This is a genomic window from Pontibacter kalidii (assembly GCF_026278245.1).
Classification (GTDB): domain Bacteria; phylum Bacteroidota; class Bacteroidia; order Cytophagales; family Hymenobacteraceae; genus Pontibacter; species Pontibacter kalidii.
This window is the reverse complement of the sequence record NZ_CP111079.1, coordinates 268,095-283,419: the sequence shown is the minus strand read 5'-3', so window position 1 is coordinate 283,419 and position 15,325 is coordinate 268,095. Positions and strand designations below refer to the sequence as shown.

The 15,325-nt window shown below is 50.4% G+C and carries 15 protein-coding genes; all 15 read right to left on the bottom strand.

The features are described 5' to 3' along the window. Nucleotides 1-214 precede the first annotated feature (214 nt). Nucleotides 215-481, bottom strand: coding sequence for a hypothetical protein (locus tag OH144_RS01190; RefSeq protein WP_266204463.1), 267 nt, complete (start codon nt 479-481; stop codon nt 215-217). 29 nt (nt 482-510) lie between these two features. Next, complete coding sequence (locus OH144_RS01185) at nt 511-1,065, bottom strand: DUF420 domain-containing protein (protein ID WP_266204462.1); 555 nt, start codon at nt 1,063-1,065, stop codon at nt 511-513. Then, complete coding sequence (locus OH144_RS01180; protein ID WP_266204461.1) at nt 1,043-1,660, bottom strand: SCO family protein; 618 nt, start codon at nt 1,658-1,660, stop codon at nt 1,043-1,045. The genes OH144_RS01185 and OH144_RS01180 overlap by 23 nt, the downstream gene beginning before the upstream one ends. Before the next feature lie 55 nt (nt 1,661-1,715). After that, nucleotides 1,716-2,057 carry a cytochrome C oxidase subunit IV family protein gene (locus OH144_RS01175; RefSeq protein WP_266204460.1) on the bottom strand — a complete coding sequence of 114 codons (342 nt, stop codon included), beginning with the start codon at nt 2,055-2,057 and terminating at the stop codon, nt 1,716-1,718. A 74-nt stretch (nt 2,058-2,131) separates the two neighbouring features. Next, on the bottom strand, nt 2,132-2,878 hold the full coding sequence (locus OH144_RS01170) for a cytochrome c oxidase subunit 3 (protein ID WP_266204459.1): 747 nt from the start codon (nt 2,876-2,878) through the stop codon (nt 2,132-2,134). A 23-nt stretch (nt 2,879-2,901) separates the two neighbouring features. Beyond that, a complete protein-coding gene (locus tag OH144_RS01165) occupies nt 2,902-3,492 on the bottom strand; it encodes a cytochrome c oxidase subunit 3 (protein ID WP_266204458.1) in 591 nt (196 codons plus the stop codon). Between the two features lie 2 nt (nt 3,493-3,494). Further along, nucleotides 3,495-4,349, bottom strand: coding sequence for a heme o synthase (cyoE, locus tag OH144_RS01160; protein ID WP_266204457.1), 855 nt, complete (start codon nt 4,347-4,349; stop codon nt 3,495-3,497). Nucleotides 4,350-4,390: 41 nt separating this feature from the next. Continuing rightward, entirely contained in the window at nt 4,391-5,467 is a 1,077-nt protein-coding gene (locus OH144_RS01155; RefSeq protein WP_266204456.1) for a COX15/CtaA family protein, read from the bottom strand. A 9-nt stretch (nt 5,468-5,476) separates the two neighbouring features. Beyond that, entirely contained in the window at nt 5,477-7,303 is a 1,827-nt protein-coding gene (locus tag OH144_RS01150; RefSeq protein ID WP_266204454.1) for a cytochrome c oxidase subunit I, read from the bottom strand. Nucleotides 7,304-7,335: 32 nt separating this feature from the next. Then, nucleotides 7,336-8,385, bottom strand: coding sequence for a cytochrome c oxidase subunit II (locus tag OH144_RS01145; RefSeq protein WP_266204453.1), 1,050 nt, complete (start codon nt 8,383-8,385; stop codon nt 7,336-7,338). Nucleotides 8,386-8,409: 24 nt separating this feature from the next. Next, nucleotides 8,410-9,678, bottom strand: a complete 1,269-nt coding sequence (locus OH144_RS01140) for a quinol:cytochrome C oxidoreductase (protein ID WP_266204452.1) — start codon at nt 9,676-9,678, stop codon at nt 8,410-8,412. Nucleotides 9,679-9,703: 25 nt separating this feature from the next. Then, nucleotides 9,704-10,369: a c-type cytochrome gene (locus tag OH144_RS01135; RefSeq protein WP_266204451.1), complete on the bottom strand. Its 666-nt coding sequence runs from the start codon at nt 10,367-10,369 to the stop codon at nt 9,704-9,706. Next, complete coding sequence (locus OH144_RS01130; RefSeq protein ID WP_266204450.1) at nt 10,369-10,893, bottom strand: DUF3341 domain-containing protein; 525 nt, start codon at nt 10,891-10,893, stop codon at nt 10,369-10,371. The genes OH144_RS01135 and OH144_RS01130 overlap by 1 nt, the downstream gene beginning before the upstream one ends. Then, on the bottom strand, nt 10,886-12,316 hold the full coding sequence (gene nrfD / locus OH144_RS01125; RefSeq protein ID WP_266204449.1) for an NrfD/PsrC family molybdoenzyme membrane anchor subunit: 1,431 nt from the start codon (nt 12,314-12,316) through the stop codon (nt 10,886-10,888). The genes OH144_RS01130 and nrfD overlap by 8 nt, the downstream gene beginning before the upstream one ends. Before the next feature lie 20 nt (nt 12,317-12,336). Continuing rightward, on the bottom strand, nt 12,337-15,324 hold the full coding sequence (locus OH144_RS01120) for a TAT-variant-translocated molybdopterin oxidoreductase (RefSeq protein ID WP_266204448.1): 2,988 nt from the start codon (nt 15,322-15,324) through the stop codon (nt 12,337-12,339). Nucleotide 15,325 lies beyond the last annotated feature (1 nt).

Sequence of the window (15,325 nt, the reverse complement as noted above, 5' to 3'; positions counted from 1 at the left end):
ATCTACGAATGTAAGCAAAACGAAGGATAACCGCCAGCACCTCAAGAACCGTGCTAACGTTTTGGCACGCTGCCTTTGTTTAGGTCTGGCTCCGGTAATGATCTCCTGAAGTATGATTAGACTCTAGCTGCATGCCGCTAACGCATAAATGCCTTTGCACAGCGGCTATGGCAGCGGTGCAAAGGCATTTATACTTTGAGAGGGGAGGCTCCCCTTAGGCTTTGTTTGTGTTCTTGCGGCTATTCTTATACCACAAGAAACCGACGGTTCCTATCAGCAGGTAGGGCACCACCATCAGGTAAAGAATCCCCATGTTCAGGCCACTTCCAACCTCATTGCCGGACTCGTCACTGCCCGTTCCAACGTTTGACTCCACGGTGGCGCGGCACATGGCGCACTGGCTGTAGGCATCTGTGGTGGCAAACATAAGTATAAAGGCGAGTGCCACTGCCGTTACGATTCTGTTCAGTTTCTGTCTCATCACGCTAGGTTGTAATAGTAATAAGTTATTTATGCATAGTAGGGTGATATCAGCAAGTACACCAGCACGCCTGTTATGGCCACGTATAACCAAACGGGGAATGTCCATTTAGAGATACGGCGGTGGCGCCTGAGTTGATTCGTAATGCCAAAGTACACGGAGAGCAGCACCAGCGGCACTATCACGACCGCCAGCACGATGTGTGTCAGAAGGATGAAGTAGTAAATGTACTTCAAAAGCCCCTCCCCGCCATAAATGGTACGCTGCCCCAGAAAATGGTATGTTACGTATGATACCAGAAAAATAGCCGACAGGCCAAAGGCCACCAGCATCGCCGTGCGATGAGCCCTGGTGTTTCCGCGCCGCACATTCACGTAACCTATCACAAGCGTAACAGCGGTCAGGGAGTTAAGGGTGGCGTGAAAGCCAGGCAGGTAAGAAACATCCACATCCGCAGCCCCTGACTTGGGCATGAAGAAAAGCAGGGCCACCACCACCGGGATAATCACGGAAAGGACCGCGATCAGCGTCAGAAATTTGCGGTCGTGCGCACTCGTCAGGTTACTTTCTTTTACTGTACTCATCCAGCAATACGTTTATTTCAAGTATAAGTCGGTCCACGTCCTCGGGGTCTGTGCCCTCGTACACGCCGCGGATCATCTTCTCTTTATCCACCAGCACCAGGCGGCCACTGGCCGCCACCTCTCCGTTCTGCTGCTTCGCCGCCGCATGGAACCCCTCTGTCAGAGAACCGGCTTGGGCCTTATCGGCGGCCAACAGGTACCATTTATCTTCCTGCACCTTATATTCCCGGGCTATACGCTGCAGGGCCAGCATGCTGTCCGGGGCAGCATCCACTCCAAAGGAAACAAGCGTAAGCTGCGGATTGTTTGCAAATGCCTCCTGCACGCGCACCAGTTGCGAGAAAACCCTCTGACAGGAGTCTGCGCAGGGCAGGTTAAAGAAGCCGGCCACGTAGATGCTCTCGTCCAGGGCCTCCTGCGATAAGCTGTCGCCTGTATGGGTACCTAGTTTAAAGTAAGGCACCTGCTGAAAAATGGTGTCACCGGCGGAATTGTACACGATCTCCCCCGCGTCGTCTACTTTTGGATAGTAGGTTTTAAGGGAGAAGTGGTGCGTGCCGAAGACACTGATAAATATAAAAATAAGAATAGGCACTAATAATAGGAGTCCTAGTATTAGTGCCTTAATTGGATTCATCAAGAAGGTATACTTATTTAAAGTAATTGGTGATGGACTCGTAGTAGTAGCTTCCCTCTGCCAGCAACGCTACCATCAGCCAGATAACGAGGGCCAAGGGGATAATGATGGACCAGATCAGCGACTTGGTTTCGTGCTTCAGGTGCATGAACTCCGCCACGATGTAGAATGCCTTGAAAAGCGTCAGGATGATAAAGATGGCGTTTCTGGCCGTCCCGGCATCCATGGTGAAGGCAAAGAGGAATTCAAGCGCGGTAAGTCCTACAAGTATAAAAAACGTTTTCCAGATAGCCTTTGTCTGCGGCTTAGGAATCTCGCCGGTGTGATGAAAATCGTTTTCTGTATGATGTGCCATAATCCAATGATATGTTTTGTATAGCGGCACCGCTCGCTTAAACCTTGCGGTGCCGCTATGTTATTTCTTAATTTTTAGATCAGATAGAAGAAAGTGAACACGAATACCCACACAAGGTCCACAAAGTGCCAGTACAAACCGATCTTCTCCACCATTTCATAATGGCCACGTTTGTGATACACCCCGTTCACCGTACTGATAAAGGCGACAAGTAAGAGTATCCATCCGATGGTTACGTGCGTACCGTGGAATCCTGTTATAAAGAAGAACAGGTCTGCGAACAAGGGCGGGCCATACTGGTTAACCGTCAGGTTAGCGCCGAATATACGCGTGCCGTCAGCCAGGATCATGCCTTCTTCCGTACCAGCTATAAAGTGCGACCACTCCCATGCCTGGCAACCAAGGAAGGTAGCACCAAACAGAATCGTCCAAAGCAGCCACTTCTCCACGTCTTTCTTGTCCATGCGGTGCCCCGCCTCTACTGCCAGTACCATGGTAACAGAGCTGAGGATCAGGATCATCGTCATCAATGCAACGAATGCCAGCGGCAGGTCTACCCCATGAAAGCCAGGGAAGGCATTGAATACTTTTTCAGGTATCGGCCACCACTCCGTAGAGAAGGTGAAAGCCTCTGGCTCACCTGTATAAGGCATGTGCGCATGGCGGGCCAGGCCGTAAACAATAAGAAAGGCACCAAAAGTAAACGCATCTGAGAGCAGGAAAAACCACATCATGAGTTTACCATAGCTCGCTTTCATTGGTTCGTTACCACCGTCCCATGTACCTGTATTAGGTGCTTCCAGCGTAGTTGAAGTAGACATAGTTTATGTATTGAAAAACGTGTTTAGTGATTTATTCTTAAGAATATATACAAATATAGCCAAAGTCCTCCTAAAAAGTGCCAGTACACCGTGCACAATTGTATCCGCAGCAGGCTTTTGGAATGCACCTTATACTTCAGGCTGCTCACGAAAACGATCAGCACAAAAATCAGCCCCGTGATCAGGTGAAAACCGTGTACCCCTGTAAGCACATACAGAAAAGAGCCGGAAGGGTTACTTCCCGTTCCTCCAAAGTATATATTGTTTTGCACCAGGTCTACCCAGCCATACCACTGCCCTATCAGGAAAGCCACACCCAGGCCCAGGGTCAACAGCAGCAGCAACTTTACCCGGCTGATGTTGTCCTGCTTAGCCGAGTTATACGATAACTGCATCGTAACAGAGCTCAGCAAGATCAGAACAGTGTTGATCAGAAGGATGTTGGGCAGATCGAACTCAAGCCAGTTTCCTTCCTCCCTTCTTACGATGTAGGCGCTCGTAAAAGCTGCAAACATCATGATAATACTTATAATAATCAACCACAGCGAGAACTTTAATGGATGCACTCCACCACGGCTGTTACGCTCATCTATTGGGAAATTAGCCATTGCCATACCTAAATTTTATCTAATACAAAGGCTATCTGCACGATAGGCAGATATAAAAACGAACCAAACATAATGCTCATGGCGGCTTTCTTAGAGCAGGTGCGCATCAGGTAAAATGTCTGGGCAAGAAACAACACGCCGCATACTACGGCAATCATCGCCGAAGTAATCCCGGCCATCCCGAACTGCAGCGGCAGCAGGCTCAACGGGATCAGCACCAGTGTATAACTCATGATCTGAATCGCGGTCTTCAGGTTCTTTCCCCCCGCCATAGGCAGCATCTTAAAGCCGGCCTTTTTGTAGTCATCATCCAGCACCCAGGCAATGGCCCAGAAGTGCGGGAACTGCCAGAAGAACTGTATGCCAAATAGGATGATGGCTTCTACCTCGATGGCCCCGCTAGCCGCCACCCAGCCAATAAGCGGAGGCATGGCCCCCGGAATGGCCCCTACAAACACACAAATCGGGCTGATGCGCTTCAGTGGCGTATAGATAAACCCATACAGCACCAACGACAACAGCGACAAGGCGGCAGCCAGGGGATTAAAGTATAGAGCAAGCAGCAACGTTCCTGCCAGTGCCAACAAAAAGCAGTAGATGGCAGCCTCTGTTACAGTTAACGCTCCGGTAGGGAGCGGCCGTTTGGAGGTGCGCTTCATCAGTTTATCCAGGTCCTTCTCCAGAATCTGGTTTATAATATTGGCAGCGCCAGTTACCAGCATTCCCCCAAGCATCACCAGTGCTATGTCATACCATCTGGCGTTAGGGTATCCAAGTATAAAACCGATGGCACTAGAGAAAGCAACAGTTAAACTTAAGCGAAACTTTAATAGCTGAAAATATGCCGTTGCTTTGTTAGCCATGGTAGAAGCTTGCAGTAGTGTCTTGGTATTGCTCGTGTACATTAGTTATGAACAACTACTTGCGGAGTTTTCGCCTTGCGAGAGGCGTAATAATAAACGATCAAAAGCTGAAACTGCACCCCGAATAGCAGGGCAGCAAACGTAAGATGCAGTGGTTGAAGCACCGGAGGAATGGCAAAATAGGCCATGATGATTCCGATGACAATCTCTGCCCCGACTAGCGCCAGCATTACGTGCGTCAGTATCCTTATCTGACGGTTCTGTAAGCGATAGAGCAGCAGGGCCACGTAAATATGCAAGGCCGCCAACAGTATGGAGAACGACCGGTGGATATAGAAACTAGTTCCGAGGTTATCTACCCAGGAAGCTCTTTCAGCTCCACCCATTGTAAAGGAGATCAGATCCACTTCCTCCCGCACCTGGGTTCCTATCAGGATCTGCCCGAAGGTTAGAAGCGCTAAGCTCCACAAGAGCAGGTTAAGCTTAGGGGAGAAACTGTACCCGGTAAGCACCTGGTCCTTATTGGCACGGGCAACGGCGTACTGCAGCATCGCTACAATAACCAGCGCCAGCGCCATATGTATGGTAATGGTAACGGGCAGCAGGTTGGTCGAGACCACGATGGAGCCCAGCCACCCCTGAAACCCTACCAGCAGAAAGCTGATTAGGGACAGGTAAAATACTGGCTTGTCTTCCTTCAGGTAAGGTATGGAATACACCACCGTCAGAAAAATAAAGATGCCTATCAGCGCCCCCACCAAACGGTTTATGTACTCAATCCAGGTCTTCGTGACGTTGAACTCTGTCTCGATGTACTGACTCGGATGGGAAAAAATAGTGGCAGAAACTTTCTCGAAACCTAACCCATCCAGATAACCGGCCAGCTTCTGATTCTTCTCTATCCGCTGTTGCTTGTATACTTCCAGGTAATCATCCGGAAGTTGGCTAACATCAGTCGGGGGAACCCAACTACCGAAGCACTTTGGCCAGTCCGGACACCCCATGCCTGACCCCGTGCTGCGAACGATTCCCCCGACTAATATCAGGAAGTAGACAGCAAAAACTGTCAATACCCCAATATTTCTAAATCTTTTATACTGAAAAGATTTGATAGCCATTAATACGCTTTATTCGAAATCCTTCTCGTTGGGCAGGTTAGAAGACTGCGTCTGCGAGTAAGGTACTGTTTGTAGAATGTAATCTTCAGCAGCGCCTGGCTTGCTATAGTCATAAGGCCATCTGTAAACAGTTGGTATCTCACCTGGCCAGTTTCCATGGCCTGGAAGAACTGGTGTCGTCCACTCCAGCGTATTAGAATGCCAAGGGTTCTCGGTGGCTCTTCTTCCGCGGAAGATGCTGTAGATGAAGTTGAACAGGAAGATGAACTGTGCTGTAAAGCCGAGGATAGCGGCAATACTGATGAACGTGTTCATATCCGTGAAGATGTTGAACGTCTCAAAGCCTGTCCAGTTGTAGTATCTTCTTGGGAAGCCGGCGATGCCGATGTAGTGCATTGGCATGAACACCAGGTAAACAGAGACAAATGTGAACCAGAAGTGAACGAAGCCCAGCTTCTCATCCATCATGCGGCCAAACATCTTCGGGAACCAGTGGTACACACCGCAGAACATACCAAAGAAAGCCGCTGCACCCATCACCAGGTGGAAGTGCGCCACCACGAAGTAGGTATCGTGCAACTGGATGTCCAGGGCAGAGTTACCCAGGATGATGCCCGTCAGACCACCGGAGATGAAGAGCGACACGAATCCGATGGCAAACATCATTGCCGTTGTAAAGCGTATGTTACCTCTCCAGAGCGTGGCGATCCAGTTAAACACCTTCACAGCGGATGGTACGGCGATGATCAGCGTCAGGAACATGAACACCGAGCCCAGGAACGGGTTCATCCCGGTCACGAACATGTGGTGCGCCCAAACTACGAAAGAAAGGACAGCGATACCGAACATGGAGCCGATCATGGCGCGGTAGCCGAAGATGGGCTTACGTGCGTTTGTGGCAATTACCTCTGATACGAGTCCCATGGCAGGCAGAATCACGATGTACACCTCCGGATGGCCCAGGAACCAGAACAAGTGCTGGAACAGGATAGCGCTACCACCAGTGTTTGTTAGTGCCTGTCCTGCGATGTAGATGTCGGAAAGGAAGAAGCTGGTGCCGAAGCTACGGTCAAAGATGAGCAGCAGGGCTGCAGAAAGCAGCACCGGGAAAGCCAGAAGGCCCAGCACTGCTGTCAGAAGGAACGCCCAGATCGTCAGCGGAAGCTTCGTCATGGACATACCTTTTGTACGCAGGTTAATCACGGTCGTGATATAGTTGATGCCACCCAGCAACTGCGATGCAATAAACAGGGCCATAGAGATCAACCACATCGTCATACCGTCGCCAGACCCTTGGATAGCCTCAGGAAGCGCACTCAACGGCGGATACACCGTCCAGCCACCGGCAGCAGGTCCTGTCTCGATGAAGAGCGACCAGAACATGATAACGCTGGCGATGAAGAAGATCCAGAACGAGAGCATGTTCATAAAGCCAGAGGCCATGTCACGGGCACCCACCTGCAGCGGGATCAGGAAGTTACTGAACGTGCCGCTCAGGCCCGCCGTCAGCACAAAGAATACCATGATGGTACCGTGCATGGTCACCAGGGCCAGGTAGAACTCCGGGTTCAACTTGCCATTCTCGATCCAGCCGCCCAGGATAGGCTCCAGGAAGGTGAATGTGGCCTCCGGCCAGCCCAGCTGCAATCGGAAAAGGATCGATAAAAAGCCGCCTATAAATGCCCAGAAAATACCCATGAACAGGTACTGCTTAGCAATTACCTTATGGTCGAGGCTAAAGATATACTTTTCAAAGAAGTTCTGATCGTGATGATGCTCATGCTCCTCGTGAGCGTGATGCACATCCCTGTTAATCGTTATATCTGTACTAGACATTCTTATGTGAGAATTAAAATGCTACAAATCAGTTATTCTACTTCTGCCTTAGCCTCCGCTACAAATTCAGTAGCGCTTTCTTTCTGGAATTTAGCCAGCACCTGAGGGTTTTGCTCCACAAACGGCTTTTGGCTAGCTAACCAGGCCTCATACTCCTCTGGTTCATCGACCACGATTACAAAGCGCATGGCGAAGTGGCCTCTTCCGCAAATTTCCGTACAAGCTAACTCATACTTGAAGTCTGGGTTTCCGGTCTCGTTAGCCATTTCGTTCGTAGTCTTTGTCGGAACAAACCAGAACTTCGTAGGCATACCTGGCACAGCGTCCATCTTTAGGCGAAAATGCGGCATGAACACACTGTGGATCACATCTCTGGATCTGATCTTCAGTAGCACCGGCTTGCCCTTAGGCACATGGATCTGAAGCGGGTTGATGATGTCGTCCTGCGCGTTTGGATCACTGAAGTCAACACCAATCTCATTTGTTGCGTCGATGAGCGTGGTTTTGGCAACGCCAAGCTTGCCATCAGCTCCTGGGTAACGCACCAGCCAGTTAAACTGCTTACCGACAATCTCCACTACCACGGCATCCTCTGGGGCAGCACTAGTGATCTTGGTCCAGGTTTGCCAGCCACCGAATACAAGCACCGCCATCACCACAGCAGGAATCATCGTCCAGACAATCTCCAGCTTGTTGTTGTGGGGGTAGTAGTATGCCCGCTTATCATCTTTGTGCTGATACTTATAGGAATAGAGGAACAGCAGAACCTGCGTGATCACAAACACGATTCCGATGATGATCATCGTTGTCCAGAACAGGTTGTCTGTCCACTCCCCGTGCAGCGAGCCTAGCGGCAGGTTCATCTCATCCCATGCATCCGCAAAAGACCAGGCAAAAGCCGCTCCGCCCAGTACCAGGAAGAGCAGTAGCAGTGTTCCGTTTACACGGTTGCTAACATGAGTAGTACCGGCAGCACGCTCTGAAGAACCCCGGAAGATTGACGTCAGCGTGCCGATCCTGAAAAGCAGGAACAGGATGACCAGTAATAGAAGAATGGATAAACCAATGGCGAAAGTAATCATTATATAACGCTTTTAGTATAGTCTCTAAACATGATGGTGAACACTCTCCTCTAGGAACGGGTGGTTTACTGGCACCAGGGATGCTTTGGAGAGTCCTTTGGTGAAAGCCAGCAGGAACACGCCTAAGAAGATTAGAGCGGTACCGATTTCGATGAACCCTATACCGGCGTCTGTACGCAAGGTACCTGGCATCATCATCAGGTAGAAGTCAAACCAATGCCCTATCAGGATGGCGATTGTAACGATCTTCAGCATGATCATCTGGCGCTTCGCGTCTCTTGTCATCAGAACAAGGAAGGGCAGCACAAAGTTTATGATCAGGTTAAAGAAGAAGATCCATTTGAAATGGCCTCCGTTACCACCCAGTCGCTCAATGAAGTAGATAGCTTCTTCCGGCATATTCGCATACCAGTAAAGCAGGAACTGCGAGAACCAGATATAGGTCCAGAAGATAGAGAAGGCAAACACGAACTTGCCCAGGTCATGCAGGTGGTTGGCGTTAACCATCTTCAGGTAACCGTTCTGCTTCAGGATAATCACCGTTAGTGTGATGGCAGCAAGGCCAGACACCCACCAGCTGGCGAATACATACCAGCCGAACATGGTTGAGAACCAGTGTGTGTCGATGGAAAGCACCCAATCCCACGCAGCGGTAGAAGAAGTGATGCCGAAGATTACCAGGAATACGGCAGAAATACGGATGCTCTTGTGGTAGTAGTTCGTACCACCGTTCAGGTCCTCATTGATGGACTCCTTTCTCAGCCACATGGAAAACCATATCCACAGTGCGAAGTAGATCACCATACGGATAAGGAAAAACGCCGTGTTCAGGTAGGGCGACTTGCCTGCGATGATCGGGTCATACCGCTCATCGTTGATATCATACAAGTACTCGTGTGTCCAGTGGAAGATGTCATGTCCACCGAAAAGGAAAACCAGCAGCATGAGAGCTCCCCCTATTGGCAGGAAGTAGCTCAGTGCAAGAGCAATCCTCTTAATCAATACTGACCAACCGGCATACGCCACATACTGTACCGCCACGAAGAAGGTACCGATCAGGGCTATACCCGTAAAGTATACGTTGTTCAGCCAAAGGTTCACGAACAAGCGCTTTGTCCATGAAGCAGCCTCATGACCTGCCGCCGCAGCCTCACCGTGTCCCTCACCGTGATCTGCTCCTCCGCCTGCGGCCATAAAAATGATGCCTGCTATAAGTAGAACTACACCTACAGCTATCATTAAGAAAAACTTGTTATTCGTTTTTCTGGAAATGATGAGTCTTTCTTCTGTCATTATCCCTTTATTTTATGCCTTAGTCTTAGTTATTAGGGGTTCCGGTTACAGGGTTTGCGGTTCCGGTCTCAGCGGCTTCCTGTGCGGCCTCTTCCGAAGCATCATCAGAAACGGCTGTGCCTGTCTCTCCCTTTTGTAGCTGCTGTACATACATAACTATCTTCCAGCGCTCCTCCGGGTCAACCTGTGAACCGTGAGGCAACATACGCCCTCTGCCGTAGGTGATAACGTGGTAAATGTGTCCTCCCGGAAGTTCCGCAACGCGGCCCGCCGTATAGGATGGCACACCTTTGAACTTCTGCCCCACCAGTCCCTGGCCATCGCCTTCAGCACCGTGGCAAGGCGAGCAGAAGCGGGTATACAGGACCTTTCCTTCTGCCAGGTTTTCTGAGTTTCTGGCAAGCGGGTTTTTCAGCTCTGCTCCTGCCGTCTCGGCGTTGTCTTCTGTCAGGTATGTGTTATACCCTTGCTTTCCACGTGCAACAGTGCCCTTAACCGGCTCACGCATGTTCATGCCGGCCGGGTTAAACTTGTTCTCTTTTATCTGAGAATAGGGATCAAGAGGAACAGAGTGGTACATGTCCGGGGCAAACTCGAGCCCTGGGTCTTGCTCATTGCTGCAGGAAAAGAGAACTGCAGCAGAGAAAAGTATAGCTGAGGCTGTGAAGCCCGTGTTTATAATTCTCTTCATTATTTTACTACCTCCTTCTCATTAACTTCTATTGCACCGTTAGAGCGAAGAAGGTTATTCAGAGCCTCCATATCGGTTGCTCCTTCTTTCACTTCTATAGCCATTACGAATTTGTCGTCTGTAGAGCGTTTATCAAACACGTTCACCTTCAGCGACGGCTTCAGATTAGACACGATAAAGAACGTGATCACCATGCTGAAGGCACTGAAAAGCACCGTTAGCTCGAACGTTACCGGGATAAAGGAAGGAAGCGCGATATGGGGCTTACCACCAATGATCATCGGCCAGTCAAAGCCCATCATCCAGATCTGCATCCAAAGCGCGAAGGACATTCCCGTTAATCCTCCAAAGAAGGCTACGATCGGAAGTCTTGAGCGCTTAATACCTAACACATCGTCAATACCGTGTACCGGATAAGGGGAAAACACGTCATAAATCTTGGTTCCGGCGGCGCGGATATTCTCGATGGCTGTCAGCAGCACATCTTCATCATCATAAATACCTAGAACAAACTTCTTATTCATTGCGATGTGTATTAGAGTTCGAATCCTTGTCAGTAGCATGCATGGTAGCAGCTTTGCTATGGCTGTGCGTTACTTCTGAAGAAGACTTCAGGATCGCTTTCACCTCGGCCATGTTCACTACCGGGAAAAACTTCGCAAACAGCAGGAACAGTGTAAAGAAAAGTCCAATGGTTCCAACGTAAACACCAATATCGATGATGGTTGGAGAGAACATTGCCCATGAAGAAGGCAGATAATCTCTGTGCAACGAGGTTACGATGATCACGAAACGCTCGAACCACATACCAATGTTCACGAAGATGGAAATGATAAAAGTGGCGGTGAGGCTTCTTCTGATCTTTCTGAACCAGAAAAGCTGCGGGGTGATCACGTTACAGGTCATCATGGACCAGTAGGCCCACCAGTAAGGACCAAAGGCACGGTTAATAAAGGCGTACTGCTCGTACTCCACTCCTGAATACCAGGCGATGAAGAACTCGGTAGTATAGGCGATACCCACGATAGAGCCGGTCAGGATGATTACCTTGTTCATCGACTCCACGTGCTCCAAGGTGATGTAGTCTTCCAGGAAGAATACTTTTCTGGTGATAATCATCAGGGTAAGCACCATGGCGAAGCCTGAGAAGATCGCACCTGCCACAAAGTATGGAGGGAAGATAGTGGTGTGCCAACCAGGAATCACTGATGTTGCAAAGTCCATGGATACGATCGTGTGTACCGAAAGCACCAGTGGCGTGGCAAGACCAGCCAAGATCAGGGAAACGGTCTCATAGCGAGACCATGCTTTTGCAGAACCAGTCCAACCGAATGAAAGAACTGCATATGCTCTTCTGGCAATAGGGCCTACTGCTCTGTCACGGATTGTAGCGAAATCTGGTATAAGACCAATGTACCAGAATACTAGGGATACCGAGAAGTAAGTAGAGATCGCGAACACGTCCCAAAGGAGTGGCGAGTTGAAGTTAACCCAAAGTGACCCAAAGGTGTTCGGCAGTGGAAGTACCCAGTAGGCCAGCCACGGACGGCCCATGTGCAGCACCGGGAACATCGCCGCGCAGATTACGGCGAAGATCGTCATCGCCTCCGCTGCACGGTTGATGGAGGTTCTCCACTTCTGACGGAACAGGAGGAGAATAGCGGAGATCAGCGTACCAGCGTGGCCGATACCTACCCACCACACAAAGTTGGTGATATCCCATGCCCATCCAACTGTTTTGTTAAGCCCCCACTCCCCTATACCGTACCATAAGGTGCGGTATACAGAGTAGATAAATATAGCTAAGCCTACCAGTGCAACGGCAAGGGCAGCGGCCCAACGCACGTTGGGCTTCGCCTCCACTTGTCTGCAGACATCTTCGGTGATGTCGTGGTATGTTTTACCCCCCGTTACCAGAGGCTCTCTTATCGGAGATACATGCTGCATAAAGCTCTCAGTATTTAAAGTTAAGCTAAGTTTCTAATTTTAGTCAGGTAAGTCACGTTAGGCTGAACGTTAAGCTCTTCCAGGACGTGGAACGCGCGCTCACCCTGCTGGCGTGAAAGGATCTTGGAGATGCGGCTCTCCGGATCTTTCATGTCACCGAAAACGATCGCCTCGGTAGGGCAAGACTGTGCACAAGCCGTCACGATTTCACCGTCTTTCGGTCTTCTGTTCTCGCGCTTGGCCTCCAGCTTACCTAACTGCACACGCTGTACGCAGAAGGAGCATTTCTCCATCACACCTCTGCCCCGAACGGTCACATCCGGGTTCAGCACCATTTTACCAAGATCGTTGTTCATTGGCTCATTGAAGCCGAACTTATCGTTGTTGGCGTAAGCGAACCAGTTGAAGCGACGCACCTTGTAAGGGCAGTTGTTGGCGCAGTAACGTGTACCTACGCAGCGGTTGTAGGCCATCTGGTTGATACCTTCCGAGCTGTGCATGGTAGCGGCTACCGGGCAAACAGTCTCGCATGGCGCGTGGTTACAGTGCTGGCAAAGCATTGGCTGGAAGATAACCGATGGGTTATCTGCAGGGTGCTCCATCTCAGCGTAGTCTTTTGCCTCATGCTCCTTGGCACTGTAGTACCTGTCAATACGCATCCAGTGCATTTCGCGGCGCATCAGCACCTCGGCTTTTCCTACCACCGGAATGTTATTCTCCACGTTACAGCTCATGGTACAGGCACCGCAACCAATGCAGGAGTTCAGGTCGATGACCATGCCCCAATGGTGGTTCTTGTACTCATAATCATCCCAAAGAGAGATAGTAGCCGGTTTTACAGGTCCCTCGTGCGTAGCAATGCGAACGTATGTTGTTACCTCATTTGGAGTCTCCTTATACTTAGCCAGGGTGTTCTCCTGCACCACAATGCGGTCCATGATCGTATGGTGCGTCTGTGTTTGTGCAATCGGAGAGGTAGCATTTGTTTTCTCAAGCTTAACTCCGCTGGTATACAATACCACGTTGTCGTTCACCGTTGCTATAGGAAAGGCGTTCGCGCCCAAACCTTTCGCAACTGGCATCGCCTCCAGGTCTCGGCCATACCCCATGGCAATGGCCACCGTTCCGTTGGCCTGACCAGGTTGAACGAGCGCCGGCAACTCAATGCTCTCATTGTTGGCGAAGGTTACCTTCAGCACGTCTCCCTGTACTACGCCCATCTCCTCTGACATCAGGCGAGGCATGGCAACATAGTTACCCCAGGTTGCCTTCGACACCGGATCAGGAAGCTCCTGCAGCCAAGGGTTATTGGTGAACTCACCGGTGCCAATGCTTACTTTTTCATACACTACAGCCTCAATAGCAGCCGGCTGTACTTTCCTTACAGCAGTAGGGGCAGCCGCGGCAGTTGTCTTTACCCGCAGCAGGCTTGTGCCGTTCTCCAACACGCCGTCATGCACTGCCTTCTCCCAAGCCTGGTCAAAGTTACCGCCTACAACCGATCTCCAGTTATTGCGCAGGTACTCATAGAAGTCCGTCTTCTGGTCGCTCCACGCCAGCAGGCTGTCTTGCATCTGGCGGGTTGTGAACACCGGGCTGATTGCCGGCTGTGCTAAGCTCAGGAAGCCTCTTCTCGGCTCAAAGTCGTTCCAGGACTCCAGATAATGATGATCTGGTGTCACGAAGTCCGCAAATTTGGCAGTTTCCTCCACCCTGTCGGCAAAGGTAACCTTCAAGCCCACTTTCTTTAGGCCACTCGCTACTCTGGCAGCAAGCGGATGGTCGTATACTGGGTTTGCGTTGTAGAAGAACACGGCACCTACAGAGCCAGCGTTCATTTCCTCTATCAGGCGGATCATGTCCGCATCGTTGCCCTGCTTAGTGAAGAATGGTGCCTCTGTGTTGATGGTAGAGCCTTCAGCGCCCAAGGCATTATTGATGGCTCTCACCATTGCCTGTACACCTGGATCATTGGAGCCAGATACTACCAATGCTCTGCCTCTGTTAGCCTGCAGGTCTTTTACAGCAGCTGCCAGGATTTTGGCATCTACAACTGAGCTAGAAGCACCCTGCCCTGTGATGGCGTTGTGCAGAGCCGTAACCACGGCAGCCTCGTCAGAAGGCTTGATAGGCACACGAACGTCGGCATTGGAACCAGTCAGCGACAGAATTGTCTCGAACTGGTAGTGGCGCGACATCGTTGGGTTATCAGGATTAAGCTTCCTTGTCTGGATATACTGCTTAGCGAAAGGAATCGGAGCTACCCATGTTCCCAGGAAGTCAGCATTTATACTTACAATGATGTTGGCCTTGCTGAAGTCATAACCAGGTATAACCCCTCCATTGGCCTGAAGCAGACCTGAGGCGGAGTTAGCGTCATAGGTTACATGCTCGAAATTGGCAAAGCGAGCACCAAACTCGTTGATCAGTTTCTGTGTGGTCGGGCTGATGATGGTAGAGGAGACAAAAGCCACTTTGCCATTTACGTTGGCAAGGCGAGACTTAATTTGCTTATCTACCTCCTCCCACTTTGCTTCTTTCCCGGCAATCAACGGAAAACGCAGGCGGTTCACATCATACAGACCGAGAAGAGACCCCTGCGCTTTCGGGCTTGTGCCTAGTGGCGTCAGCCCTGAGCTTGGGTTTGGCTCTATTTTGATCGGACGGCCCTCGCGGGTTTTTACAAGAATGCTGTTGTAGTCGCCGCCTTGGTAGAAAGTGGAGGCATACCAGTTGGCTACACCTGGCTCCACGTCCACCGGCTTGTTCAGGTATGGAATTGCCTTGCGCACCGGCGCCTCGCAAGAAGCCAGCGACACGGCTGCCATGCTAAAACCTAGTAGTTTCAGGAAGTCGCGGCGGCGCGTCTTACCGTTCAAAGCAGACTCTCCCCCCTCCACTTCGTTAATCGGCAGGAATTCTGGAAACTCGTTATGAGCATGCTTCTCGAATTCCGGAGCATTTTCCAGCTCCTCAATTCCTTTCCAGTATTTTATTCTGTCTTGCATA